Source organism: Thiohalobacter sp. IOR34, assembly GCF_030406045.1.
Classification (GTDB): domain Bacteria; phylum Pseudomonadota; class Gammaproteobacteria; order Thiohalobacterales; family Thiohalobacteraceae.
In genome coordinates, this window is the sequence record NZ_CP128988.1 from 1,823,780 (window position 1) to 1,847,778 (window position 23,999).

A 23,999-nucleotide genomic window follows, 5' to 3' on the forward strand; every position below is an offset into this window, starting at 1 on the left:
ACTCTCCGCGCAAAGCCGGTGAGGCAGGCCTGGCTGGCGTACCCGCAGGCCGCACGGCGGTCCGCTCAGATCACCTTCGAGAAGCGCTCCGGGCGACCGCCCTGCAGATAGCGGTCGAACTGCATGCAGATGTTGCGGATCAGCAGCCGGCCGCGTGGCAGCACCCGGATGCCGGCGGCCTCCAGCTCGAGCAGTCCATCGGCCTGGAAGGGCGCCAGCGCCTGCAGCGAAGAGGCGAAATACGCCTTGAAGTCGATGCCGTACTTGTCCTCGATGGCGGCATAGTCCAGCTCGAAATTGCAGATCAGGCGGGTGATCACCTCACGCCGCAGGATGTCGTCGGCATCCAGTTCGATGCCGCGGAACACCGGCAGGCGGCCGGCATCCAGCGCCTCGGCATAGGCGTCCAGCGCCTTCAGGTTCTGACTGTAGCTGTCCCCCACCTTGCTGATCGAGGTGGCCCCCATGGCCACCAGGTCGCAATCGGCATGGGTGGAATAGCCCTGGAAGTTGCGGTACAGGGTGCCTTCCCGCTGTGCCACCGCCAGCTCGTCGTCCGGCTTGGCGAAATGGTCCATGCCGATGTAGACATAGCCGGCATCGGTCAGCCGTTCGATGGTGTGGCCGAGGATGGCCAGTTTCTCGTCCGGGCTGGGGAGCTGGGCGGCGTCGATCTGCCGCTGACTCTTGAACATCTGCGGCAGATGGGCGTAGTTGAATATCGACAGCCGGGCCGGATCCATCTCGATGACCTTCTCCAGGGTGCGGGAGAAGCTGTCCACGGTCTGCAGCGGCAGGCCATAGATCAGATCCAGACTGGTGGAGCGGAAACCCTGCTCGCGGGCCGCATCCAGCACCGCCCGGGTCTCGGCCTCGCTCTGGATGCGGTTGACCGCCTTCTGCACCTTGGGGTCGAAGTCCTGCACACCGAGACTCAGGCGGTTGAAACCCAGTTCGCGCAACAGGGCAATGGTGCTGGCATCGGCCTCGCGCGGGTCGATCTCGATGGAGTATTCACCCGTATCGTCGTCGAGCAGATTGAAGTGCTCGGCGGTGACCGCCATCAGCTCGCGCATCTGGTCCTGGCTGATGAAGGTCGGGGTGCCGCCGCCCCAGTGCAGCTGCTCCACCGGCCGCTCGCGATCGAACAGCTCGCCCTGCAGGCGGATCTCCCGGTAGAGATGGTCGAGATAGGGCTGGGCACGCTTGCGGTTGGCGGTGATCACCTTGTTGCAGGCACAGTAGAAGCAGACCGTGTTGCAGAAGGGGATGTGAAAATACAGCGACAGCGGCCGGCGGCCCGCTGCCTGGTTGCTGCGTGCCGCCCAGGCACGGTACTCGGCCTCGCCGAAGGCCTCGCTGAACTGTACCGCCGTGGGATAGGAGGTATAGCGCGGTCCGCTGGTATCGTAACGGCGGATCAGCTCCGAATCGAATTCCAGTCTCTGTTGCATCAGTCGTCCTCGTCCACCGCCAGCCCTTCGCGGTGGGTGACATTGATGATCTGCAGCAGGTGCTTGAACGGCAGCAGCCGGTCGCTGGCACGGCGCACCTGTTTCATGAATGGCAGATCGCGATCCTCGAAATGATACACCCCATCGATCATCTGCTGCTTGAGCTGGCGGACGCCGCCCTCCAGCTCGCCGAGAAACTCCAGCGCGCCACCCATGGAATCGGCGTCGTATTCGGCGGCAGCGCGCAATTCCGCGATCTCGAACAGCGCCTCGTCGATCAGGGCCACGTATTCGTCGGCAGTCTTTGGCCGGTTGTCCACCACCATACTCTCAGCTCTCCTCTTGCTCTTGGAGCGCGGCCTCGAAGCGGGCCTGGTGTTCGGCCAGCTGCGCCGCGCTCAGTAGGAACACGCCCTGCCCGCCGCGTTCGAATTCCAGCCACAGGAAGGGCACCTCGGGGAAGCGCTCGACCAGCGCCGGCTCGCTGTTGCCAACCTCCACCACCAGGATGCCCTGCGGCGCGAGATGCGCCCCGGCATCGCGCAGGATGCGCAGCACCAGGTCCAGGCCATCCCCGCCGCCGGCCAGGCCGAGCGCCGGTTCGTGACGAAACTCCTCCGGCAGGCAGGCCATCTCCTCGGCGTCGACATAGGGCGGGTTGCTGACGATGATGTCGTAGACCCGCCCCTGCAGCGCCGAGAACAGGTCGGACTGGATGGCCTGCACCCGCTCCTGCAGGCCATGCCGGGCAATGTTCTGCTCCGCCACCGCCAGGGCTTCCACCGAGACATCGACCAGATCGACCTCGGCCTCCTCCAGATAGGCCGCGCAGGCGATACCGATGCAACCGCTGCCAGTACACAGATCCAGCACCCGCTGCACCTGCTCGGGATCGATCCAGGGCTGGAAGCGGGCCTCGACCAGTTCGGCGATCGGCGAGCGCGGCACCAGCACCCGCTCGTCGACATGGAAGGGCAGACCGGCGAACCAGGCCTCGCCGGTCAGATAGGGCGCCGGGATCCGCTCCAGATAGCGCCGCCGCAACAGGCTGAACACCACCCGCCGCTCCTCCTCGCTGAGCGCCGCATCCAGATAGCCGTCCGGCAACAGCGGCGGCAGATGCAGGGCATGGGTAACCAGCAGCAGCGCCTCGTCAAAGGCATTGTCGGTACCGTGGCCGAAGCACAGCCGCTGCTCGTTGAAGCGGCTCGCCCCCCAGCGGACGAAATCACGCAGGCTGTGCAGCCCGGCAGGCAGGCTATCGGCGGTATCCATGGGGTCGTCAAACCTCGCGAGTGAAGACGGCACATGATAAACCATGTCGCCCGGCGGGCGATAACCTTCCCCCGCCATTCCCGCGCGTCATCCAGTGGAATCCAGTTCCGCGGCCGGCTGTCCCCGGCGCAGCGGGCTGTGGGATAATGCCGCGGCATGCAACCCCTGCCCCACAAGCCACGCGGCGAGATCCGCATCCCCACCCTGCTCAGCCTGGCCGCCCTGATCGCGGTGCTCTATGTCGCCTTCGAGGCGCGGTCGCCGGCACCGCTGCCGGAAACCGGCCCGGGCACCCGCTGGCTGGAGGAACCGCGCAGCCTGCAGCCCTTCAGCCTGGTGCGTCACGATGAAACCCCCTTCACATCCGCCTCACTGAAGGGACACTGGACCCTGCTGGTCTTCGGCCAAAGCCACTGCCAGGCGATCTGTCCGACCACCCTTGGCACGCTGAATCAGGTGCTGCAGGCCATCCTTCGCGGCGGGGAACGGGCACCAGAAGTGGTCTTCGCCAGCCTCGATCCCGAGCAGGACACCCCCCGACAGCTGACCCTGTTCCTGGCCTATTTCAACCCGGCCTTCGTCGGCGTCAGCGGCAAGACGGCCGAGATCGAGGCCTTCGCCCGCCAGTTCGGGATCGAGCCGGGCCGGAGCGAGGCGGCGCATTCGGCCGGCATCCAGCTGATCGACCCCCAGGGACGATTGACCGCCGTCTTCCTGCCGCCCTTCGATGCCGCGCTCATCGCCCGCGACTTCCTGCGGCTGAGCCATTACCTGGGCCGCGGCCGGCAGGCGCCGCCTGCCAGGCCTGAGAGTCCGAGCCTCCCATGACCCGGCAGCCAGCGTCCAGCCCCGCCGAACAAGGCGCCAGTCTTGGCGACTATCTGCTGTCCCTGCCGCAGTACCTGTTGCCGCACCACGCCCTGTCGCGGCTGGTGCTGCGCGCCACCCGGGTGCGCCAGCGCGCCTGGAAGAACCTGCTGATCCGCCAGATCAGCCGCCACTACCGCATCGATCTCGAGGAAGCGGTATCGGCCGACCCCGACCACTACGCCAGCTTCAACGACTTTTTCACCCGCCCCCTCAAGCCCGGGGTCCGGCCCCTCGACCCGCGGCCGGACCGGCTGCTCAGCCCGGTCGACGGCCGGGTCAGCCAAGCCGGCACGATCGAGGCGACGCGCATCTTCCAGGCCAAGGGACGCGACTATTCACTGCTCGAACTGCTCGGCGGCCAGACCGACAGTGCCGAGCCCTTCCGCGATGGCCGTTTCGCCACCCTCTATCTGTCCCCCCGCGACTACCACCGCATCCACATGCCGCTGGCCGGCACCCTGCGCCGCACCATCTATGTCCCGGGACGTCTGTTCAGCGTCGCGCCGCACACGGTGCGCAGCGTGCCACGGCTGTTCGCCCGCAACGAGCGGCTGGTGAGCCTGTTCGACACCGCCGCCGGCCCCATGGCACTGGTCGCTGTCGGGGCGTTGTTCGTGTCCTGCATCGAGACCGTCTGGAGCGGGATCGAAACCCCGCCGCACGGCCACCGGGTACGGGTCCGCGACTTCCCGGCCGAGGGGCCGGGCTCGGTGCATCTGACCCGCGGCGCCGAGATGGGTCGCTTCAACATGGGCTCCACGGTGATCCTGCTGTTCGGCCCGGAGGCGGTGGCCTGGGAGGCCGGCGTGAGACCCGACGCGGCACTGCGCATGGGCCAGGCGATCGGCCGCCTGCTGCAGCCGGCAGCGACGCCTGATACCGGACCCTGAATCTGGTATCCTTTGCGGCCCCTCGACAACCGCTTCGGGTTTCGCCATGCACCCAATGCTGAACATCGCTGCACGAGCGGCCCGTGCGGCCGGCGACGTCATCGTGCGCCACGTCGACCGCCTCGACGAACTGACGGTCACCAGCAAGGACCGCAACGACTACGTCTCCGAGGTCGACCGCCAGGCCGAGGAGGTGGTCATCCGCATCCTGCGCAAGGCCTACCCCAGCCACGGCATCCTCGCCGAGGAGAGCGGCAGCCAGCCCGGCGACGAATACCAGTGGATCATCGATCCGCTGGACGGCACCACCAATTTCCTGCACGGCTTCCCGCAGTTCTCGGTGTCCATCGCCTTGCGCCACAAGGGCCGTCTGGAACAGGGCGTGATCTACGATCCGCTGCGCCAGGAGCTGTTCACCGCCACCCGCGGCGCCGGTGCCCAACTCAACAACCGCCGCCTGCGCGTGGCGCAGCGCAAGAGCCTGGAGGGGGCGCTGCTCGGCACCGGCTTCCCCTACAAGCACCACGACTATCTCAACCCCTACCTGGGCATGTTCCGCGACCTGCTGATGCAGACCTCCGGCATCCGCCGCCCCGGCTCGGCCGCGCTGGACCTGGCCTATGTCGCCGCCGGGCGCCTGGACGGCTTCTGGGAGATCGGTCTCAACATCTGGGACATCGCCGCGGGGGTGCTGCTGATCCAGGAGGCCGGCGGCATCGTCGGCGATCTGGCCGGCGGCCACGACTTCCTCGACAGCGGCAACGTGGTGGCCGGCAACCCCAAGGTGTTCGCCGCCCTGGTCAACACCATCCGCCCGCATCTGACCCCCGAACTCGGCGGCTAGGCGGCGCTTCGCGCCGCATCGCGGCCTGGAGGCCGCTCCTACGGGGCATGGCGGCACAATGTGTTGTCGTAGGAGCGGCCTCCAGGCCGCGATCGGGCGCCCCCCGCGGGCAATGCCCGGAGTCAATCGAACAGGCGCAAAGCCGGCTTACGAGTTCCCGGTCCATATACCAGCTTGCCCTGCGATCATGCGCGCCGCCTTGGTGCAATATCCGGGGTAGACAGCTCAAGTTCCGCCTCGGCCTCCCGCTAACCCGGACAACGGCAAGAGGAGGAAAGCGGGGTGTCCGTCGTCCATATCCGTAACCGGCACGCGCCGACGCTGGCGCTGGAACTGAACATGCGTGATGCCCTCCAGGGACTGGAGGAACTGGTACTGATGGATGCCGCTGCCTTCGATCCGGACTGCCTGGAGATCCTCTCCATCGAGCCGCCACAGCCGGCCGCCGCTACCAGCGCAACGCCGCTGCCCTCCCCGCGCCGGGCACGGGGCCTCTGAAGCCATCCCTTCAGGGGCGGTCGTCGACCTCGGCCCCTTCCTTCTTCACCGGCATCAGATCCTGCTTGCTGATACCCATCGACAGTACCGCCGAGCTGGCGACATAGATCGAGGAATAGGTTCCGACCACCACACCGATGATCAGCGCCAGGGCGAAGGCGTGGATCACCTTGCCGCCGAACACCACCAGGGCGATCAGCACCAGCAGCGTGGTGAAGGAGGTCATCAGGGTACGCGACAGGGTCTGGTTGATGGAGGTGTTCATGATCTCCATGGGCGTGCCCTTGCGCATCCGCCGGAAGTTCTCGCGGATGCGGTCGAAGACCACGATGGTGTCGTTCAGGGAATAGCCGATCACCGCGAGGATGGCCGCCAGCACGGTCAGGTCGAACTCCAGCCGGAACAGGGAGAAGGCCCCAAGGGTGATGATCACGTCATGCAGCAGGGCCACCACCGAACCGACCGCAAAACGGTACTCGAAACGCAACGCGACATAGACGAGGATGCCGATCAGCGCATAGAGCATCGCCAGACCGCCCTGCTCGGTCAGCTCCTCGCCGACCTGGGGACCGACGAACTCGACGCGCCGCATCTCCACCCCGGGATCCTTGACCTGCAGGGCCTGCAGCACCTGGCTGGACAGCTCGGCGCTGCTCGCCGTCTCGCGGGGCGCAATGCGGATCAGCACGTCACGCGCCGAGCCGAAGTGCTGCACCACGGCATCCCCGAAACCGGCCGCCCGCAGCGTCTCCCGCACCTCCTCCAGCACCACCGGCTCGGGATAGCCGACCTCGATCAGGGTGCCGCCGGTGAAGTCGATGCCAAGCTGCAGACCCTGCGCAAGCAACGAACCGAGCGAGGCCAGGACCAGGATCAGGGAGAACAGCATGGCCAGTTTGCGCCGGCCCATGAAATCGAAATTGTGCTTGCCCGCTAGAATCTGCATGGTTGTCCGTCTGCCTCAGTCTGCGCCAGTTTCATTCAGTCAGATGGAGAGCCGGCTCAGGCGCCGCCCGCCATAGATCAGGTTGACCAGGGCCCGGGTGCCCATGATGGCCGTGAACATCGAGGTCAGGATGCCGATGGAGAGCGTGACCGCAAAGCCCTTGACCGGTCCGGTGCCGAAGCTGAACAGCACCACCGCCGCGATCAGGGTAGTGATGTTGGCATCGGCGATGGTCGAGAAGGCCTTCTCATAACCGGCGTGGATGCTCGCCTGGGGACTGTTGCCGGCACGCAGTTCCTCGCGGATGCGTTCGAAGATCAGCACGTTGGCGTCCACCGCCATGCCCACGGTGAGCACGATGCCGGCGATGCCGGGCATGGTCAGGGTGGCCTGCAACAGGGACAGCACGGCCACGATCAGCACCAGGTTCATGCTCAGGGCAATGTCGGCAAACAGCCCGAAACTGCGGTACCAGACGAGCATGAATACCAGCACCAGGGAAAAGCCGATGACCACCGCCTCGAAGCCCTGCTCTATGTTGTCCTTGCCGAGGCTGGGACCGACGGTACGCTCCTCGACGATCTCGATCGGCGCTGCCAAGGCACCGGCGCGCAGCAGCAGCGCCAGGTTGCGCGCTTCCTGCGGCGAATCCAGGCCGGTGATCTGGAAGCGCCGGCCGAGCTGCTCGCGGATCCGCGCGATGTTGATCACCTCGCGGATCTGCTGCTTGTGCTTGACCAGCTTGCCGTCGACCTTGCGCGTCTCGACCTTGTTCTCGATGAACACCACGGCCATCAGCCGGCCGACGTTGTCGCGCGTGCCGTTGGTCATCTGCCGCGCGCCCTTGCCGTCCAGGTTGATGATCACCGCCGGGCCGCCGGTGTCCTGATCGAAGCCCGAAGAGGCGTCGGTGATGCGGTCGCCGCGCACGATCACCCGCTTCTCCAGCAGCACCGGCTGGCCGTTGCGTTCGTGCAGCAGGTCGGTGCCGGCCGGGATGCGCCCGCTGGCCTCGGCCTGCTGCGCATCGTGTCCTTCGTCGACCAGGCGGAATTCCAGGGTGGCGGTGGCGCCGAGGATCTCCTTGGCCCGGGCCGTGTCCTGCACGCCGGGCAGCTGGACCACGATGCGGTTGTCGCCCTGCTGCTGGATCACCGGCTCGGCCACGCCCAGCTCGTTGACGCGGTTGCGCAAGGTGGTGATGTTCTGCTGCAGGGCGAAGTCGCGGATCTGGCGCTGCTGGTCCTTGCCGATACGCGCCAGCAGCAGCCAGCGGCCGGGCTCGTCGCGGGCCTCGAACTGCAGCTCGCCGAATTCCCGGCTCAGGGCATCCAACGCCGCATCGCGATCGGCCTGGCTGCGGAACCGGGCGAGGATGCCACCCTGGCTGCGGCCGATGGTGATGTAACGGATCGGCGGCTCGTGCTTGCGCAGGAAGTCGCGGAACTCGCCGACATAGCGCTTCTCGGCCTGGGCCAGGGCCGCATCCATGTCGACTTCCATGAGGAAATGCACGCCGCCGCGCAGATCGAGGCCGAGGTACATCGGCTTGGCGTTCAGGGCGCGCAGCCAGTCCGGCTCGGCGGTGGCCAGGTTCAGCGCCACCACGAAGCGGTTACCCAGCGCCTCGCGCAGCTGGTCGGCAGCTGTCAGCTGGGTTTCGGTATCCTCGAAACGCACCAGCATGCGCCCCTCGCCCTGCTCGATCCGCTTGTAGCCCAGCCCCGCCTCCTCGAGGACCGCCTCGACCCGCTCACGCAGGGCCTCGTCGACCTGCTCCATGCGCGACGGCGAGATCTGCACGGCCGGATCCTCGCCGTACAGATTGGGCAGGGCATAGACGATGCCGAGCACGGCGATGACCACGATAAGGAGATACTTCCAAAGCGGATACTGGTTGATCATGGAGGGCTAGAGTCCTGCAGGATGGCTGAGGGCGTGGCCTGCCCCCCGCAGCGAGGGGCGGCGCTGCGCGGTTGTTCTGTGTCAGAGTTCTTTCATGCTGCCCTTGGGAACGAGGCTGGCGATGGCATGGCGCTGCACCTTGACCTCGATGTTGTCGGCCAGCTTGAGCTGCACGTAGTTCTCGCCCACCTCGGTGATCTTGCCCAGCAGGCCGCCGTTGGTGATGACCTCGTCGCCCTTCTTCAGGGCCTCGACCATCGCCTTGTGTTCCTTCACCTTCTTCTGCTGGGGACGGATCAGCAGGAACCAGAAGACGACGAAGATCACGATCAGCGGCAGGAAGCTCATCAGCGGATCCTGTTGCGGACCGGCCCCGGCCGGACCCTCGGCCCGGGCGGCGGAGATGAAGAAATTCAGCAGTGTTTCCATGGTGATGCAGATCCTTTTCAGATCAGTCGATTAGAGGATCGTCTCCGGGCGCGGCCCGGTAAAACGGCCGGTATTATGACACAGGCGGCGGGCTGCGGTCGCGCATGGCATGGAAATCGGCGGCGAAGGCCTCCAGCCGTCCGCCGGCGATGGCCTCGCGCAGCCCCTGCATCAGCCGCTGGTAGTAATGCAGGTTGTGGATGGTGTTGAGCCGGGCACCGAGGATCTCGTTGCAGCGGTCGAGATGGTGCAGGTAGGCACGACTGTAGTTGCGGCAGGTGTAGCAGTCGCAGCGCGGATCGAGGGGACCCGTGTCCCGGCGATGGCGGCTGTTGCGGATCTTCACCGTGCCGGCGTGGGTGAACAGGTAGCCGTTGCGGGCGTTGCGGGTCGGCATCACGCAGTCGAACATGTCCACGCCGCGGCGCACGGCCTCGACGAGGTCCTCCGGCCGTCCCACCCCCATCAGGTAGCGCGGCCGCTCGGCCGGCAGGGCCGGGGCGGTGGCATCGAGAATCTTCAGCCGCTCCGGCTCGGGCTCGCCGACCGACAGGCCGCCGATGGCATAGCCGTCGAAGCCGATCCCGGTCAGGCCGGCCAGGGATTCGGCGCGCAGCTCGGGATACATCCCGCCCTGGACGATGCCGAACAGGGCCGCCGGACTGTCGCCGTGCGCTGCCTTGGAGCGCCGCGCCCAGCGCAGCGAGAGACGCATCGACTCCGCCGCCTCCGCCGCCGTGGCGGGATAGGGCGTGCACTCGTCGAAGATCATCACCACGTCGGCGCCCAGGGCATGCTGCACGGCAATCGACTCCTCCGGACCGAGGAACACCCGGCTGCCGTCCACCGGCGAGCGGAACTCGACGCCGCGCTCGCTGATCTTGCGCATCTTGCCCAGGCTGAACACCTGGAAGCCGCCGGAATCGGTGAGGATGGGCCCCTCCCAGTGCATGAAACCATGCAGATCGCCATGCGCGCGGATCACCTCGGTACCCGGCCGCAGCATCAGGTGGAAGGTGTTGCCAAGGATGATCTCGGCACCCGTGTCACGCACCTCCTCCGGGGTCATGGCCTTGACCGTGCCGTAGGTGCCGACCGGCATGAAGGCCGGCGTCTCCACCGTGCCGCGCTCGAAGCTCAGCCGCCCGCGCCGTGCCAGCCCGTCCGTCGCCATCAACTCGAACTTCATTACTTCACCTCTCAACCGAGAGGCGTGAGAAGCGAGAGAGGATGGCCACGAAATCCACGAAACCCCCGAAAAGGATTATTGCGGCGCACGCGCTCTGCGCGGCGCCGTAAACACAAGACTTTCTTTCGCGGGTTTCGTGGATTTCGTGGCCATCATCCCCCTCACACCTCACGCCTCGGCAAAAACATCGCATCGCCATAGCTGAAGAAGCGGTAGCCCTTGGCCACGGCGTGGCGGTAGGCGGCCATGACCTCCTCATAGCCGCCGAAGGCGCAGACCAGCATCAGCAGGGTGGACTGCGGCAGATGGAAATTGGTCAGCAGCGCATCCACCACCCGGAACTCATAGCCGGGGGTGATGAACAGGCGGGTGTCGCCGCGGAACTCGGCCAGCTCGCCGCCGGCGGCAGCCGTCTCCAGGCTGCGCACCACCGTGGTGCCGACCGCTACCACCCGGCCGCCGGCGGCCCGGGTGCGGCGCACCGCCTCCACCGTGGCCGTCGGCACCTCCAGCCACTCGGCGTGCATGCGGTGCGCTTCCAGCCGTTCGACGCGCACCGGCTGGAAGGTGCCGGCGCCGACGTGCAGGGTGACCCGGGCACTCTCCACCCCTTGAGCCGCCAGCCGCTGCAGCATCTCGGCATCGAAATGCAGGCCGGCGGTGGGGGCGGCCACCGCACCAGGCCGGGCCGCGAATACCGTCTGATAGCGTTCACGGTCCTGGGGATCGTCGGCCCGCTCGATGTAGGGTGGCAGGGGCATGTGGCCGTGCGCGTCCAGCAGCTCGGGGAGCGGACGCGGGTCGAGGAAGCGCAGCCGGAACAGATCGTCCTCGCGGCCCAGCACCTCGACCTCCAGGCCGCCATCCAGCTCCAGCCGGGTCCCGGCACGCGGTGACTTGCTGGCCCTGAGCTGGGCCAGCGCCTGGTGGTCGTCGAGCAGGCGTTCGAGCAGCACCTCGACCCGCCCGCCGCTGGCCTTGCGGCCGTGCAGCCGGGCCGGGATCACCCGGGTGTCGTTCAGCACCAGCAGGTCACCGGGGGCCAGCAGGTCGAGCAGATCGGGAAAGCGGCGGTCGAGGGGCCGATCACCGTCCAGCACCAGCAGCCGGCTGTCGCTGCGCCGCACCGGCGGCTGCTGGGCGATCAGGCCGGGCGGCAGGCTGTAGTCGAAATCGCTGCGTCGCATGGCGCGGCATGGTAGCACAGCCGCTCTCCCGCCCCCCTGGCCCGCCTGGCGGCGGATACCGTATACTATCGGCCTGGTAACTGAATAAGCCGTGTTCAGCCGCCGTGTGCCTGTCTGCGGCAAGGCACACGGCGGCCGAACCCATTGAATCATGGAATGACCGGGGCTTCAGGCCTGTCCCGGTCCGGCGTTCCGGCCCTTGCCGGCGGGCCGCGCCTTGTCCCGGAACAGGCCTGAAGCCCTGAACACGGCATATTCAGTTACCGGGTTAATAGCACGCCTATGTCCCGGCCGGGATGGCGGAATTGGTAGACGCAGGGGACTCAAAATCCCCCGGTGGCAACACTGTGCGAGTTCGAGTCTCGCTCCCGGCACCATTCACTCCCGGCCGAGCAGGCGGGATGCAGTCGGCGCTGCAGCAGGCGCCCCCTTTCGCCCTATAATTCAGTTTTGCCCGGTACTTCCGCCGGCAACCACCCTGCACCCCGCGGGCAGGCTTCAACCGAGGTACGCACGACATGGCTGGTACGCGATATTCACTCGAGGTCCAACCCCGGCTGCCCGAGCGGCTGGTCCGGCTGCGGGAGCTTGCCGACGACCTGTTCTACAGCTGGGACCGCCAGGTGCGCGGCCTGTTCTACCGGCTGGACCCCGAACTCTGGGCGCAGTGCGGCCACAGCCCCAAGCTGTTCCTGCGCCGGGTCGCCCAGGAACGGCTGGACCGGGCGGCGGAAGACCGCATCTTTCTCGAGGACTACAACCGCACCCTCTCCGCCTACGACACCTATCTGGAGAAGCAGCTGCGCAAGGGCATCGAGGAATACCTCGACCCCGAGCAGGATCTGATCGCCTACTTCTGCGCCGAGTTCGGGCTGCACGAGAGCCTGCCCATCTACTCCGGTGGCCTCGGCATCCTGGCCGGCGATCACTGCAAGGCGGCCAGCGATCTGGGCATCCCCTTCGTCGCCGTGGGCATGCTCTACCGCCAGGGCTATTTCACCCAGACCATCGACGGCCATGGCAACCAGATCGCCCACTACACCCCCACCCATTTCGAGGATCTGGCGATCCATCCGGCGACGGTCGAGGGCGGCCAGGAGCTGCATGTCTTCATCGACCTGCCCGGCCGCCGGGTGATGCTCAAGGTATGGGAGGCCAAGGCCGGTCACATCCGCCTCTACCTGCTCGATTCCGATCTGCCGGAGAACCAGGAGGCCGACCGCGCCATCACCTACCAGCTCTACGGGGGTGACATCACCACCCGCATCCAGCAGGAGATCGTGCTCGGCATCGGCGGGGTACGCGCGCTGCGCGCCCTGGGCCTGAAGCCCAGCGTCTGGCACATCAACGAGGGGCATGCCGCCTTCATGGTGCTGGAACGCTGCCGGGAGTGGGTCAAGCAGTCCGACCTGGATTTCGCCAGCGCCCTGGAACTGGTCGCCGCCGGCACCGTGTTCACCACCCACACCCCGGTGGCCGCCGGTCACGACATCTTCGACCATGACCTGATCAGCACCTATTTCAGCGACTACATCAAGGAACTCGGTATCGAGATGGACGAGTTCCTGGCCCTCGGCGCCAGCCCCAACAACCAGGGAGGCTTCAACCAGACCACCCTGGCTCTGCACGGTTCACGCTTCCACAACGGGGTGAGCCGCATCCACGGTGGCGTCGCCTCGCAGATGGAGGCCTACGTCTGGCCACAGATCCCCCCGGAGGAGAACCCCATCCGCCACGTCACCAACGGTGTGCACGTGCCGACCTTCCTGGCCCGGGACTGGGCCAACCTCTACGACATCCGCTTCGGCCGCGAATGGCGCAACGAGCTGTTCAACCCCGATTACTGGTCGCGCATCGACGAAATCCCCGACCACAGTTTCTGGTCCCTGCGCCAGAGCCTGAAGGCCGATCTGCTGGAAGAAGTGCGGCGCCGCGTCACCCTGCAGCACCAGCGCAATGGCTGTTCCGACGCCCTGGTGGAGCGCCTGACCCGCTATCTGACCCCGCACGAGACCGACGTGCTGATCGTCGGCTTCGCGCGCCGCTTCGCCACCTACAAGCGCGCCACCCTGCTGTTCTCCGATCCCGACCGCCTGGCACGGCTGGTCAACGATGCCGAGCGGCCGATCATCTTCATGTTCGCCGGCAAGGCCCACCCCAGCGACATGCCCGGCCAGCACCTGATCCAGGTGATTCACGACTTCTCGCGGCGCCCCGAGTTCGCCGGGCGGATCATCCTCATCGAGGGCTACGACATGGCCCTGGCGCGCAAGCTGGTGACCGGCGTCGACGTCTGGCTCAACACCCCCGAATACCCGATGGAGGCCAGCGGCACCTCGGGCGAGAAGGCCGGCATCAACGGCGTGCTCAACCTGAGCGTGCTCGACGGCTGGTGGGGCGAGGGCTACAACGGCGAGAACGGCTGGGCGATCACCCCGCACGGCCCGCAGTACGACGCCGCCTACCGCGACCAGGAGGAATCGACCGAGCTGCTCGACATCCTGGAGAACCAGCTCATCCCGCTGTATTACGAGCGCAACGGCCACGGTTATCCCGAGGGCTGGGTGCGCATGTCCAAGGCCTCGATCCGTTCCATCCTGCCGCAGTTCAACTCGGAACGGATGGTGATGGACTATATCCGCGACTTCTATTCGCCGGCCGCCCGCCAGCAGCGCGCCCTGGCCGACAACGGCCATGCCGGCGCCCGCGATCTGGCCGCCTGGAAGCGCAAGGTCTGGGCCACCTGGCCGCAGGTCTCGCTGCGCCGGCTCGACCCGCCCGTGGCCGAGGTGACGGCCGGCTCGCCGCTGGAGATCCGCGTCGCCGCCCGGCTGCACGGCCTGTCGGCGAAGGATGTCACCCTGGAATGCGTGGTCGGCGTGGAGGACAGCCACGGGGAATTCCAGGTCCGCGAGTGCTTCTCCTTCGAGGCGGACGGCACCGGCAGGGACGGCGAGACGCTGTTCTGCCTGCAGCTGCTGCCGCCGCTGCCCGGCCTGCAGTACTACAAGCTGCGCATGTACCCCAGCCACCCGCTGCTCAGTCATCCCTTCGAGACCGGCTGCATGCTCTGGCTGTAGAACGCCGGGAGATTCAGCGGCCGTAGAGCGCGGCCAGCGCCCGCAGCCGCGGCGCCCGGTCCTCGCCGACCATCGACCAGTCGAAGCGCCAGCCCCAGTTGCCCTCTGTGACCCCGGGGGTGTTCATGCGGTGCTCGCTGCCCAGCTCCAGCACGTCCTGCAGCGGCACCACCGCAAGGGTCGCCACCGAAGCATAGGCGGCACGGATCAGTGCCCAGGGCATGTCGGCATCCCCGATCGCCAGATAGTCGCGCACATGGGCGCGCAGCGCCTCGTCGGCACTGCGGTACCAGCCGAGGCTGGTATCGTTGTCGTGGGTGCCGGTGTAGACCACGCTGAGCCGTTCGTGGTTGTGCGGTAGATAGGGGTTGTCGGCCCCGCCGCCAAAGGCGAACTGGAGGATCTTCATGCCCGGCAGGCCGAACTGCCGGCGCAGGGCCACGACCTCCGGGGTGATGGTGCCCAGATCCTCGGCCACCAGCGGCAGTTCACCGAACACTTCCTGCAGTCGGCTGAAGAAACGCGCCCCCGGGGCCGGCTCCCAGTGGCCATCGACGGCGGTCTCCGCGTCGCCCGGTATCTCCCAGTAGGCCTCGAAGCCGCGGAAATGATCGAGCCGGATCAGGTCGAACAGCTCGCGCTGGGTCCGCAGCCGCTCGATCCACCAGGCGAAGTCATGCGCCGCCAGCGCCTCCCAGTCGTACACCGGGTTGCCCCAGCGCTGGCCGGTCTCCGAGAAATAGTCGGGCGGCACCCCGGCCACCACCCGTGGCCGACCGGCCGGGTCGAGCTTGAAGTACTCACGATGGGCCCAGACCTCGGCGCTGTCGTGGGCAACGAAGATCGGGATGTCGCCGAACAGCAGGATACCGTGGCGGTTGGCGTGCTCGCGCAGCTCACGCCACTGGCGGAAGAACACGAACTGTTCGAAGCGGGCCTGCTCGATGCTCTCCGCCAGGCGCTCGCCGGCCGCCGCCAGCGCCGCCGGCTCCCGGTCGCGCAGCGGTTCCGGCCAGTCCACCCAGGAGCGGTTCTGCTGCTCTTCGTGCAGTGCCCGGTAGAGCGCAAAGTCCTCCAGCCAGCCGGCATGCTCGCGGCGGAAGGCGGCGAAAGCGGCACGCTGGTCGGCATCGGCGTGCTGCCGGAAACCGGCCAGCGCCGCCGTCAGAACCTGGCGCCGCCCGCCGGCCGGCGGCGCATCCAGCCAGCCCCAGCGCCGCAGCCGCTCCAGGCAGATCAGCTGCGGATCGCCGGCATGCACCGACATGCACTGGTAAGGGGATCGGTCCTCGTGGGTGGGACCGAGCGGCAACACCTGCCAGACACGCTGGCCGCCAGCGACCAGGAAATCCACGAAACGAAAGGCCTCGTCCCCCAGCTCGCCGCCCGGCAGCGAGGTGGGGTGCAGCAGGATACCGGCCCGCCGTTCGCTGAAACGATCCATCCTGGAATCTCCCCCGCGGCTCAGTCGCCGCCCGGCTGGCCATGGCGCATCACCCCGCCATGCGCCACGGCAGCCGTCGTGCCGCCGAAGGAGAAGGCATGGGCGAGATACTCGGGGGCGCTGCGGCCGAGGCGTTGATAGAGATTGGCCAGCTGCAAGCGGAACAGGCGGTCGAAGTCCTGCACCGTGCCCGAAGGGTTGTAGTCACCGAACCACCAGAACCAGTCGGAACCCTCGCAGATGGCCAGTTGCTCCTCGGCGGCACGCAGGGTCTCGGCATCCAGCCGCCCCTCGGCAACGGTCTCGTCGAAGACCCGCTTGGCCTCGGCCAGCATCTCCCAGCCACGGTTCTTGTCGGCATCGCCGATCCAGGTGGAGAAGGTGCCATAGACCCAGCTCCCCGCCACCAGCCGGCTCAGTGGCGCGGCCTCCACCCCGACATCCAGGCAGGCGCTGAAGGTGGTGAGATTGAGCCGCGGGTGCTCCACCAGCTTCTGGTAGAGGGTACTGAGGAAGTAGTAGCCGTTCTCCGGGTAGTATTCCCAGGCGTTCTCGCCATCGAGGATGATCGACACCACCCGTCGCTCCACGGGCAGGCTGCCCTCGGCGGCAGCGATGTTCTCCAGATGATGAATCAGATTGGCAACGGCATCGTCCGCATGCCAGTCGGAATAGGTGAAGCCGATGGCATCGGACAGGCCGTCGTCACGGAAGAAACAGGCCAGTTGTCTGCCTTGCAGATGATAGGGCCGGAACAGGCTGTCTTCCCGGCGCTGCTCCTGCTGGTGCGGGTCGCAGCGCAGGCTGTTGAACAGCACGCTCTCGCCGCTGGCCGCCCACTGGAAGCCGTGCTCCTCCAGCAGTTCCAAGGTCGCCTCGCTGACGCCCCCCTCCGAGGGCCAGCAGCCGCGGGCCTCGAAACCGAAATGGCGCCGGAAACAGCGCTGCGCCTCGCGCAGATGCCACTCGGCCCGTTGCCGACCACCGGGATAGGCCTCGATGCTGGGCAGACTGACCTCCGGCATGGCCTCGCGTGCCGCGTGCAGGTCGAGGAGCAGGGGCACGATGGGATGGGCATAGGGCGAGACCGAGAGCTCGATGCGGCCAGCTTCGGCCAGCCGACGGTAGCGTTCCACCAGGCCACCCAGCAACTCGCCGATGATGCCGAGCAGTTCGCGCCGTTCCTGCAAGCTGTAGCCGCGCGCCCTGTCCTGCAGGGCCTGGATGCGCCGGTCGCTGCGGCGCACCGTCTCGCCCAGCCAGGCCAGGTGGTACCAGACCAGGATATCGGTGAAGAACTGCTCGTCGAGATAGCCCAGGGTCTGCGGATGTTCGATACACCAGCGCGCCATGTCCGCCAGCGCACGGTAGGCGGGGAAGCGGTCGATGAACCGTTTCTCGTTGGCGCGCAGGCAGGCGCGCAGCAGATGCAGCCGCGATTCGTCGTCGACCGGCGGCGCCGGGTGGGCCAGGCTGTTCAACAGGCTGTCGTGGATCACCCCGCCGCCATGCAGGAAACCCTGCACCTGGGCGGCATAGTCGTCCAGCTGATCGAGCAGCACCGGGGCGAAGTTGACCACCGCGCGCGCCTGCGGATTGGCCTCCAGATGGGCGGCCATGTCGACATAGTCCTTGATGGCGTGCAGATAGGTCCAGGGCTGTTCGTACTGGCCGTTGTTGGTATCGCGGTACTGCGGCTGATGCATGTGCCACATCAGCACCACGTTGAGACGCCCCTCAGCGGACATGGTGCAGTTCCTGTCCCAGCATCTCCGGCGTGACCAGCACCACGCCCTGGGGCGTCAGGTGGAAACGCCTGGCGTCCTCTTCGGCATTCTCGCCGATGACCGTGCCGGGAGGGATATGGCAGCCCTTGTCGACCACGGCGCGCCGCAGCCGCGCCCCTTCGCCGATCTGCACGTTGGGCAGCACCACGCTGTCCCGCACCTGGGCATAGGAGTGCACCTTGACGTTGGAGAACAGCAGCGAATGGTGCACCGCGGCGCCGGAGATGATGCAGCCGCCGGAGACCATGGAGTCCACCGCCATGCCGCGCCGGTCGTCGTCGTCGAACACGAACTTGGCCGGCGGCAGCTGTTCCTGGTAGGTCCAGATCGGCCACTTCTCGTCATACAGGTTCAGCTCCGGGGTCACACCGATCAGCTCCAGATTGGCGGCCCAGAAAGCATCCACGGTACCCACGTCGCGCCAGTAGGCCTGCTGCCCGGTGCTGGGATCGCGGAACGGATAGGCCAGCACCTGATGCTTGCGGATCACCCGCGGAATGATGTCCTTGCCGAAATCATGGCTGGAGATGTCGTCATCGGCATCACGGATCAACTGTTCGAAGAGGAACTTGGTGTTGAACACGTAGATCCCCATCGATGCCAGTGCAACATCCGGCCGTCCGGGTATAGCCTCCGGCTCATCCGGCTTCTCGGTGAAACGCATCACCCGTTTGTCCGCATCCACCGACATCACACCATAGGCCCTGGCCTGTTCCAGGCCGACCTCGATGCAACCGACGGTCATGTCGGCATTGTGCTGCACGTGCTCGGCGATCATCGGCCCGTAGTCCATCTTGTAGATATGGTCACCGGCCAGGATCAGCACGAAGTCCGGATTGTGCAGACGGATGATGTCCAGGTTCTGGTAGACGGCATCGGCCGTGCCCTGGTACCAGGATGTCTCGATGCGCTGCTGCGCCGGCAGCAGTTCGACGAACTCGCCGAACTCGCCACGCAGGAAGTTCCAGCCGCGATGGATGTGCTGGATCAGCGAATGGGCCTTGTACTGGGTGATGACGCCGATGCTGCGGATGCCGGAATTGAGGCAGTTGGAAAGAGGAAAGTCGATGATCCGGAACTTGCCGCCGAAGGGCACCGCCGGCTTGGCGCGCCACAGGGTCAGCTGCTTGAGCCGGGAGCCGCGCCCGCCGGCGAGGATCAGGGCCAGGGTGCTGCGGGTCAAGCGGCTGACGAAACGTTGGGTTTGTCCGCTGTTCATGGTTCCTCCTGGAAGATCCGCCCTATCGGGTCTGGCTGCCGCCGCACCCTGCCCTGCAGCGAACCACCCCCTTCGTGGCACTATGGTAACATTGAGCCATGGGGTTTTCGTGACCCCGATCAAGCTGCCGCCTCTTGCCTCGGCCGGCCTCGACCCAGCGACCCAGACCGCCATGAGTTCAACGCTAGCACATTCCGATGACATCCTGCCCGTCGAACTCGAGCGCATCGCCGAGGCCCGTCACCATGACCCCTTCGCCATACTCGGCCGGCATCCCTGGGAGGACGGCGAGCAGGTGCTGGTCTACCTGCCGGGCGCGGACCGGGTGCGGCTGCTCGACATCGATGCCCCGCTGAGCCGTCTGGGAGATTCCGATTTCTTCCGCTGGCAGGGGCCGGCGGGGCGCCTGCCGGAACGCTATCGGCTGGAATGGCAGGACGCCCAGGGCAGCCATCAGGGCTACGACCCCTACTGCTTCCCGCCCCAGCTGGCGGACTTCGACCTGCACCTGTTCGGCGAGGGCCGCCACTGGCATGCCTACCGCTTCCTGGGCGCCCACCTGACGCGGGTCGACGGCATCTCCGGGGTCTGCTTCGCGGTCTGGGCGCCGAATGCCGAGCGGGTGAGTGTGATCGGCGACTTCAACCAGTGGGACGGGCGGCGCCATCCGATGCGGGTGCGCGGCGGCAGCGGCGTCTGGGAACTGTTCCTGCCCGGGATGCCGGCCGGCCAGTTCTACAAGTTCGAGATCCGCCACCGCAACAGCGGCGCCATCCTGGTCAAGAGCGACCCCTACGGCCAGCAGTTCGAGCTGCGCCCCGGTACCGCCGCCCTGGTACCCGCCCCCACCCAGCACCGCTGGGCCGACGAGGGGTGGATGCTGCAGCGCCGCGACGCGGACTGGCAGCAGCGGCCGATGTCGATCTACGAGGTGCATCTAGGCTCCTGGCAGCGGGGACCGGACGGCGGTTTCCTCAGCTACCGGGAGCTGGCCGAACGGCTGATCCCCTATGCCGCCGAGCAGGGCTTCACCCATGTCGAGCTGCTGCCAGTCACCGAGCATCCACTGGATGCTTCCTGGGGCTACCAGACCACCGGCTATTTCGCACCGACCAGCCGCTTCGGCAGTCCTGACGACTTCCGCTTTTTCGTCGACCAGTGTCACCAGCACGGGCTCGGCGTGATCCTCGACTGGGCACCGGCGCATTTCCCACGCGATGCCTTCGCCCTGGCCGCCTTCGACGGCGAGCCACTGTACGAACACGCCGACCCGCGACGCGGCGAACACCGCGACTGGGGCACGCTGATCTTCAACTACGGCCGCAAGGAGGTGAAGAACTTCCTGCTCGCCAGCGCCGTCTACTGGCTGGAGGAATTCCACATCGACGGCCTGCGTGTCGATGCCGTGGCCTCGATGATCTACCTCGACTACTCCCGCGAGGAAGGCGACTGGCTGCCCAACCAGTACGGCGGCAACGAGAACCTGGAAGCCATCGACTTCCTGCGCGAACTCAACCAGGTCACCCACGGCCAGCACCCTGGCTCGGTGATGATCGCCGAGGAATCCACCGCCTGGCCACAGGTCACCCGGCCGCCCTGGGTCGGCGGCCTGGGCTTCTCCATGAAATGGAACATGGGCTGGATGCACGACACCCTGGACTACCTGAGCAAGGACCCGGTGTTCCGCCATTTCCACCACGACCAGCTCACCTTCGGCCTGCTCTATGCCTTCACCGAGAACTTCGTGCTGCCCTTCTCGCATGACGAGGTGGTGCACGGCAAGGCCTCCATGCTGCACAAGATGCCCGGTGACGAGTGGCAGCAGTTCGCCAACCTGCGCCTGCTGTACAGCTACCAGTGGACCTACCCCGGCAAGAAACTGCTGTTCATGGGCTCGGAATTCGGCCAGCGCCCGGAATGGAACTTCGACGCCAGCCTGGAATGGCCGGCGCTGGACTACCCGCCGCATGCCGGGGTACAGGCCCTGGTCCGCGACCTGAACCGCATCTACCGGGAACAGCCGGCGCTGCACCGCCACGACTTCAGCGCCGAGGGCTTCGAGTGGATCGACTGCCACGACGCCGCCCAGTCGGTGATCAGCTACCAGCGCCGGGATGGCGAGGAACGGATCCTGGTGGTACTCAACTTCACCCCGGTGGTCCGCCACGACTATCGCCTAGGCGTCCCCCGATCCGGCTACTACCGGGTGCTGCTGAACTCGGATTCGGAATACTACGGTGGCAGCAACATCGGCGAGGCCGGCGCCCACAGCGAGGACATCCCCTGGATGGGCCATCCCCAATCCATCCGTCTCACCCTGCCGCCGCTCGGTGCCCTGCTGCTGCGCCTCGACTGAACGCCGGCCACAGGTTCAGGCGGCAGGTATCCGCCCCGGGTTCCGACTGAAACCGGAAATCAACAGGCACCCTATTTCTTCTTCGGCCGGAAGGCCTTGATCAACGCCTCGTCGGTCTCCAGAAAAGGGCCTTCCAGCAGGTCGATGCAGTAGGGGACGGCCGGGAACACCGCTTCCAGACAGTCACCGATGGCCGAGGGCTTGCCGGGCAGATTGATGAGCAGCGTCTGGCCGCGGATGCCAGCCGTCTGCCGGGAGAGGATGGCGGTGGGCACGTACTGCAGCGACACCGAGCGCATCAGCTCGCCGAAACCCGGCATCATCTTCTCGCACACCGCCTCGGTCGCCTCGGGGGTGATGTCGCGCGCCGCCGGTCCGGTGCCACCGGTGGTCACCACCAGGCAACAGCCCTGCTCGTCGCACAGCTCGCGCAACACGGCCTCCACCTGCGGCTGCTCGTCGGGCACCAGTCGGGCGACCGGCTCCCAGGGGCTCTGCAACACCCGCTCCAGCCACTCGCGGATGGCCGGACCGCCGAGATCCTCGTATTCGCCGCGGCTGGCGCGGTCGGAGACGGTGACGATGCCGATGCGGGCGACGGGGCTGTTCATCTCTGCGCTTCTCCCAGGCTGTGTTATGAACCCGGCATATTGGGTGGCCGGGTGGGTTAAGACCGCCAGTATAGCAAAGCCCCTCCCCTGCCAGTCGCCAGTCCAGTATCATCTTCCCCCATTCCGCTCTCATTCCCGAGGACAGCGAAACCATGATCAAGATTCTCTATTTCGGCTCCCTGCCCGACCTGCTCGGCCGCGGCAGGGAGGAGATGTTCCTGCCCAAGACGGTGAAGACCAGCCGTGATCTGCTGCACTACCTGGCCCAGCGCGGTGAGGAGTGGCAGCAGGGGCTGGACGAAGCGCGCATCACCCTTACCGTGAACCGCGAGTTCAGGGAGCTGGATGCCCCGCTGGAAGACGGCGACGAGGTCGCCATCGTCTCCAAGGGCCTGGGCCGGCTCTGAGAGACCCGATGCGCCCCCTGCACGCCCCGGCCGCCCTGCTCCTTGCGCTGCTGCTCAGCGGCCCGCTGGCGGCCGCCGGCTGGGACGGCCGTCTGGAACGGTTGCGCTTCGATATCCGCTGGCTGTTCATCCCGGCCGGCACGGCCATCATCCAGACCCGGACCGGGGCAGCGCCGGACGAGGTGCGGCTGCGCATCGAGGCCTGCTCCAACCGGCTGCTGGACACCTTCTACCCGGTGCGCGACCAGGTGCTGGCCGAGGCGCGACTGACGCCGGCCGGCCTGCAGCCACGGCGCTATCGCTACCGGCAGCGGGAAGGCAGCCATCACAGCGATCTGCAGATCGACTTCGAGGCAGGGGGGCGACTCGTCTACCGGGACCTGGAGAACAACGAGACGCTGGCCTTCGAGGTGCCGGCCGGCACCCTGGACATGGCCAGCGCCCTGTTTGCGACCCGCCGTCTGCCGCTGCAGGTGGGTGATCGCTATCGACTCCCGGTATTCGACCGCAAGCAGGCCTATTCGCTGGAGATCGAGGTGCTGCGCCGTGAGGCGCTCGACACCATGCTGGGAGACGCCACCCCGACCCTGGTCATCCACCCGCGCCTGCAGAGCGAAGGGATCTTCAAGCGCACCGGTGAAATCTTCATCTGGCTGACGGACGATGCCGCGCACATCCCGGTGCGCATGCAGTCCAAGGTCCGCATCGGCAGTGTGATCAGCGAACTGCGGGCCATCGAACGCCAGTCGGCCGAAGCGGCGGGGGACAGCGGTCTGCTTTGCGAGCGGCCGGGCAAGGGCCACTCGCCCAAGAGACGGGAGGCCCCAGACCATGCTGGATGAACTCCTCAGCCGCGTAGCCGAAAGCGAGGTCAGGCTTTGGCCGCTGGCGATCGGCTGGACCCTGGTATCACTGCTACACCTCTATGGCTGGCGGCGCCCCGCCTGGTTTGCCACGGCCGGCATGCTGATCGTCAGCTATGCCGTACTCTCGGTGGCACTACGCGGCTAGCCCGGATAGCTCTCCGGATGAAGGCAGGCACCGCGCCCCCTAATTCACTGGCGCGGCAGCGTGACGGGCGATGCACACCACCTATCTCGATCGCGGCCTGGAGGCCGCTCCTACAGGCACATTGGACCGCCATGCCCCGCAGGAGCGGCGGCCACGCCGCGATTGTGGCGGTCAAGCCCATCGCGGCCTGGAGGCCGCTCCTACAGGCATGTTGGGCCGCCAGCCCCCGCAGGCGCGGCGGCCACGCCGCGATTGTGGCGGTCAAGCCCATCGCGGCCTGGAGGCCGCTCCTACAGGCATGTTGGACCGCCAGCCCCCGCAGGCGCGGCGGCCACGCCGCGATTGTGGCGGTCAAGCCCATCGCGGCCTGGAGGCCGCTCCTACAGGCACGTTGGGCCGCCATGCCCCGCAGGAGCGGCGGCCACGCCGCGATTGTGGCGGTCAAGCCCATCGCGGCCTGGAGGCCGCTCCTACAGGCATGTTGGACCGCCAGCCCCCGCAGGAGCGGCGGCCACGCCGCGATTTGGCGGTCAAATCCATCGCGGCCTGGAGGCCGCTCCTACAGGCATGTTGGACCGCCATGCCCCGCAGGAGCGG

At 67.0% G+C, this 23,999-nt stretch carries 21 protein-coding genes and 1 tRNA gene; 10 read left to right on the forward strand and 12 right to left on the reverse strand.

The window, feature by feature from the left end:
- Positions 1–65: 65 nt before the first annotated feature.
- The 3 genes from hemN to prmB are packed head-to-tail and all read right to left on the reverse strand — an operon-like array spanning position 66 to position 2,729.
- Complete coding sequence (hemN, locus tag QVG61_RS08380) at positions 66–1,454, reverse strand: oxygen-independent coproporphyrinogen III oxidase (protein WP_289930183.1); 1,389 nt, start codon at positions 1,452–1,454, stop codon at positions 66–68.
- Complete coding sequence (locus tag QVG61_RS08385; protein ID WP_289930184.1) at positions 1,454–1,780, reverse strand: general secretion pathway protein GspF; 327 nt, start codon at positions 1,778–1,780, stop codon at positions 1,454–1,456. The genes hemN and QVG61_RS08385 overlap by 1 nt, the downstream gene beginning before the upstream one ends.
- A 4-nt stretch (positions 1,781–1,784) precedes the next feature.
- Positions 1,785–2,729: a 50S ribosomal protein L3 N(5)-glutamine methyltransferase gene (gene prmB / locus QVG61_RS08390; RefSeq protein ID WP_289930185.1), complete on the reverse strand. Its 945-nt coding sequence runs from the start codon at positions 2,727–2,729 to the stop codon at positions 1,785–1,787.
- Between the two features lie 156 nt (positions 2,730–2,885).
- Here prmB and QVG61_RS08395 point away from each other — a divergent pair, with 156 nt between their 5' ends.
- The 4 genes from QVG61_RS08395 (at position 2,886) to QVG61_RS08410 (ending at position 5,831) form a co-directional block, all read left to right on the forward strand.
- Entirely contained in the window at positions 2,886–3,557 is a 672-nt protein-coding gene (locus QVG61_RS08395; protein ID WP_289930186.1) for an SCO family protein, read from the forward strand.
- Entirely contained in the window at positions 3,554–4,489 is a 936-nt protein-coding gene (asd, locus tag QVG61_RS08400) for an archaetidylserine decarboxylase (RefSeq protein ID WP_289930187.1), read from the forward strand. The genes QVG61_RS08395 and asd overlap by 4 nt, the downstream gene beginning before the upstream one ends.
- Positions 4,490–4,535: 46 nt before the next feature.
- A complete protein-coding gene (gene suhB / locus QVG61_RS08405) occupies positions 4,536–5,333 on the forward strand; it encodes an inositol-1-monophosphatase (protein WP_289930188.1) in 798 nt (265 codons plus the stop codon).
- A 282-nt stretch (positions 5,334–5,615) separates the two neighbouring features.
- Complete coding sequence (locus QVG61_RS08410; RefSeq protein WP_289930189.1) at positions 5,616–5,831, forward strand: hypothetical protein; 216 nt, start codon at positions 5,616–5,618, stop codon at positions 5,829–5,831.
- A 10-nt stretch (positions 5,832–5,841) separates the two neighbouring features.
- Here QVG61_RS08410 and secF read toward each other — a convergent pair whose 3' ends face one another.
- From secF to queA, 5 genes are all read right to left on the reverse strand, one after another.
- The gene (gene secF / locus QVG61_RS08415) at positions 5,842–6,777 is read right to left on the reverse strand and encodes a protein translocase subunit SecF (protein ID WP_289930190.1); all 936 of its coding nucleotides are present in this window, start codon (positions 6,775–6,777) and stop codon (positions 5,842–5,844) included.
- 39 nt (positions 6,778–6,816) lie between these two features.
- Complete coding sequence (gene secD, locus QVG61_RS08420; protein ID WP_289930191.1) at positions 6,817–8,682, reverse strand: protein translocase subunit SecD; 1,866 nt, start codon at positions 8,680–8,682, stop codon at positions 6,817–6,819.
- Positions 8,683–8,763: 81 nt separating this feature from the next.
- Positions 8,764–9,111 (reverse strand): preprotein translocase subunit YajC, encoded by a 348-nt coding sequence (gene yajC, locus QVG61_RS08425; protein WP_354671156.1) that lies wholly within the window; start codon positions 9,109–9,111, stop codon positions 8,764–8,766.
- Positions 9,112–9,184: 73 nt separating this feature from the next.
- On the reverse strand, positions 9,185–10,300 hold the full coding sequence (gene tgt / locus QVG61_RS08430) for a tRNA guanosine(34) transglycosylase Tgt (protein ID WP_289930192.1): 1,116 nt from the start codon (positions 10,298–10,300) through the stop codon (positions 9,185–9,187).
- A gap of 161 nt (positions 10,301–10,461) precedes the next feature.
- Positions 10,462–11,487, reverse strand: a complete 1,026-nt coding sequence (gene queA, locus QVG61_RS08435) for a tRNA preQ1(34) S-adenosylmethionine ribosyltransferase-isomerase QueA (RefSeq protein WP_289930193.1) — start codon at positions 11,485–11,487, stop codon at positions 10,462–10,464.
- Between the two features lie 290 nt (positions 11,488–11,777).
- Between queA and QVG61_RS08440 the strand changes: the two genes are divergently transcribed.
- Both QVG61_RS08440 and glgP read left to right on the forward strand, forming a co-directional pair.
- Positions 11,778–11,864, forward strand: a tRNA-Leu gene (locus tag QVG61_RS08440).
- Positions 11,865–12,005: 141 nt separating this feature from the next.
- Positions 12,006–14,567: an alpha-glucan family phosphorylase gene (gene glgP / locus QVG61_RS08445; RefSeq protein WP_289930194.1), complete on the forward strand. Its 2,562-nt coding sequence runs from the start codon at positions 12,006–12,008 to the stop codon at positions 14,565–14,567.
- Between the two features lie 13 nt (positions 14,568–14,580).
- Here glgP and malQ read toward each other — a convergent pair whose 3' ends face one another.
- From malQ to glgC, 3 genes are read right to left on the reverse strand one after another with little or no spacing between them, the layout of a single operon-like run.
- Positions 14,581–16,011: a 4-alpha-glucanotransferase gene (gene malQ, locus QVG61_RS08450; RefSeq protein ID WP_289930195.1), complete on the reverse strand. Its 1,431-nt coding sequence runs from the start codon at positions 16,009–16,011 to the stop codon at positions 14,581–14,583.
- 20 nt (positions 16,012–16,031) lie between these two features.
- Positions 16,032–17,759 (reverse strand): glycoside hydrolase family 57 protein, encoded by a 1,728-nt coding sequence (locus tag QVG61_RS08455; RefSeq protein ID WP_289930196.1) that lies wholly within the window; start codon positions 17,757–17,759, stop codon positions 16,032–16,034.
- Positions 17,749–19,017, reverse strand: coding sequence for a glucose-1-phosphate adenylyltransferase (glgC, locus tag QVG61_RS08460; protein ID WP_289930197.1), 1,269 nt, complete (start codon positions 19,015–19,017; stop codon positions 17,749–17,751). The genes QVG61_RS08455 and glgC overlap by 11 nt, the downstream gene beginning before the upstream one ends.
- Positions 19,018–19,189: 172 nt before the next feature.
- Here glgC and glgB point away from each other — a divergent pair, with 172 nt between their 5' ends.
- Complete coding sequence (gene glgB / locus QVG61_RS08465; protein WP_289932758.1) at positions 19,190–21,373, forward strand: 1,4-alpha-glucan branching protein GlgB; 2,184 nt, start codon at positions 19,190–19,192, stop codon at positions 21,371–21,373.
- Between the two features lie 71 nt (positions 21,374–21,444).
- On the opposite strand, the gene mog is transcribed toward glgB, so the two are convergent.
- Positions 21,445–21,984 (reverse strand): molybdopterin adenylyltransferase, encoded by a 540-nt coding sequence (gene mog / locus QVG61_RS08470; RefSeq protein WP_289930198.1) that lies wholly within the window; start codon positions 21,982–21,984, stop codon positions 21,445–21,447.
- Positions 21,985–22,136: 152 nt separating this feature from the next.
- On the opposite strand from mog, the gene QVG61_RS08475 reads away from it, so the two are divergent.
- Genes QVG61_RS08475 through QVG61_RS08485 form a run of 3 tightly spaced genes read left to right on the forward strand, consistent with a single transcriptional unit; the run spans position 22,137 to position 23,402 of the window.
- Positions 22,137–22,391 (forward strand): MoaD/ThiS family protein, encoded by a 255-nt coding sequence (locus QVG61_RS08475; RefSeq protein WP_289930199.1) that lies wholly within the window; start codon positions 22,137–22,139, stop codon positions 22,389–22,391.
- A gap of 8 nt (positions 22,392–22,399) precedes the next feature.
- Positions 22,400–23,233 carry a DUF3108 domain-containing protein gene (locus tag QVG61_RS08480; protein ID WP_289930200.1) on the forward strand — a complete coding sequence of 278 codons (834 nt, stop codon included), beginning with the start codon at positions 22,400–22,402 and terminating at the stop codon, positions 23,231–23,233.
- A complete protein-coding gene (locus QVG61_RS08485; RefSeq protein WP_289930201.1) occupies positions 23,223–23,402 on the forward strand; it encodes a hypothetical protein in 180 nt (59 codons plus the stop codon). Before QVG61_RS08480 ends, QVG61_RS08485 begins: the two co-directional genes overlap by 11 nt.
- Positions 23,403–23,999: the final 597 nt, after the last annotated feature.

Bases quoted from the DNA above. Each gene is read 5' to 3' on its own strand.
- hemN (WP_289930183.1), bottom strand. From the start codon at position 1,454: ATGCAACAGAGACTGGAATTCGATTCGGAGCTGATCCGCCGTTACGAT.
- QVG61_RS08385 (WP_289930184.1), bottom strand. From the start codon at position 1,780: ATGGTGGTGGACAACCGGCCAAAGACTGCCGACGAATACGTGGCCCTG.
- prmB (WP_289930185.1), bottom strand. From the start codon at position 2,729: ATGGATACCGCCGATAGCCTGCCTGCCGGGCTGCACAGCCTGCGTGAT.
- QVG61_RS08395 (WP_289930186.1), top strand. From the start codon at position 2,886: ATGCAACCCCTGCCCCACAAGCCACGCGGCGAGATCCGCATCCCCACC.
- asd (WP_289930187.1), top strand. From the start codon at position 3,554: ATGACCCGGCAGCCAGCGTCCAGCCCCGCCGAACAAGGCGCCAGTCTT.
- suhB (WP_289930188.1), top strand. From the start codon at position 4,536: ATGCACCCAATGCTGAACATCGCTGCACGAGCGGCCCGTGCGGCCGGC.
- secF (WP_289930190.1), bottom strand. From the start codon at position 6,777: ATGCAGATTCTAGCGGGCAAGCACAATTTCGATTTCATGGGCCGGCGC.
- secD (WP_289930191.1), bottom strand. From the start codon at position 8,682: ATGATCAACCAGTATCCGCTTTGGAAGTATCTCCTTATCGTGGTCATC.
- yajC (WP_354671156.1), bottom strand. From the start codon at position 9,111: ATGGAAACACTGCTGAATTTCTTCATCTCCGCCGCCCGGGCCGAGGGT.
- tgt (WP_289930192.1), bottom strand. From the start codon at position 10,300: ATGAAGTTCGAGTTGATGGCGACGGACGGGCTGGCACGGCGCGGGCGG.
- queA (WP_289930193.1), bottom strand. From the start codon at position 11,487: ATGCGACGCAGCGATTTCGACTACAGCCTGCCGCCCGGCCTGATCGCC.
- glgP (WP_289930194.1), top strand. From the start codon at position 12,006: ATGGCTGGTACGCGATATTCACTCGAGGTCCAACCCCGGCTGCCCGAG.
- malQ (WP_289930195.1), bottom strand. From the start codon at position 16,011: ATGGATCGTTTCAGCGAACGGCGGGCCGGTATCCTGCTGCACCCCACC.
- QVG61_RS08455 (WP_289930196.1), bottom strand. From the start codon at position 17,759: ATGTCCGCTGAGGGGCGTCTCAACGTGGTGCTGATGTGGCACATGCAT.
- glgC (WP_289930197.1), bottom strand. From the start codon at position 19,017: ATGAACAGCGGACAAACCCAACGTTTCGTCAGCCGCTTGACCCGCAGC.
- glgB (WP_289932758.1), top strand. From the start codon at position 19,190: ATGAGTTCAACGCTAGCACATTCCGATGACATCCTGCCCGTCGAACTC.
- mog (WP_289930198.1), bottom strand. From the start codon at position 21,984: ATGAACAGCCCCGTCGCCCGCATCGGCATCGTCACCGTCTCCGACCGC.
- QVG61_RS08475 (WP_289930199.1), top strand. From the start codon at position 22,137: ATGATCAAGATTCTCTATTTCGGCTCCCTGCCCGACCTGCTCGGCCGC.
- QVG61_RS08480 (WP_289930200.1), top strand. From the start codon at position 22,400: ATGCGCCCCCTGCACGCCCCGGCCGCCCTGCTCCTTGCGCTGCTGCTC.
- QVG61_RS08485 (WP_289930201.1), top strand. From the start codon at position 23,223: ATGCTGGATGAACTCCTCAGCCGCGTAGCCGAAAGCGAGGTCAGGCTT.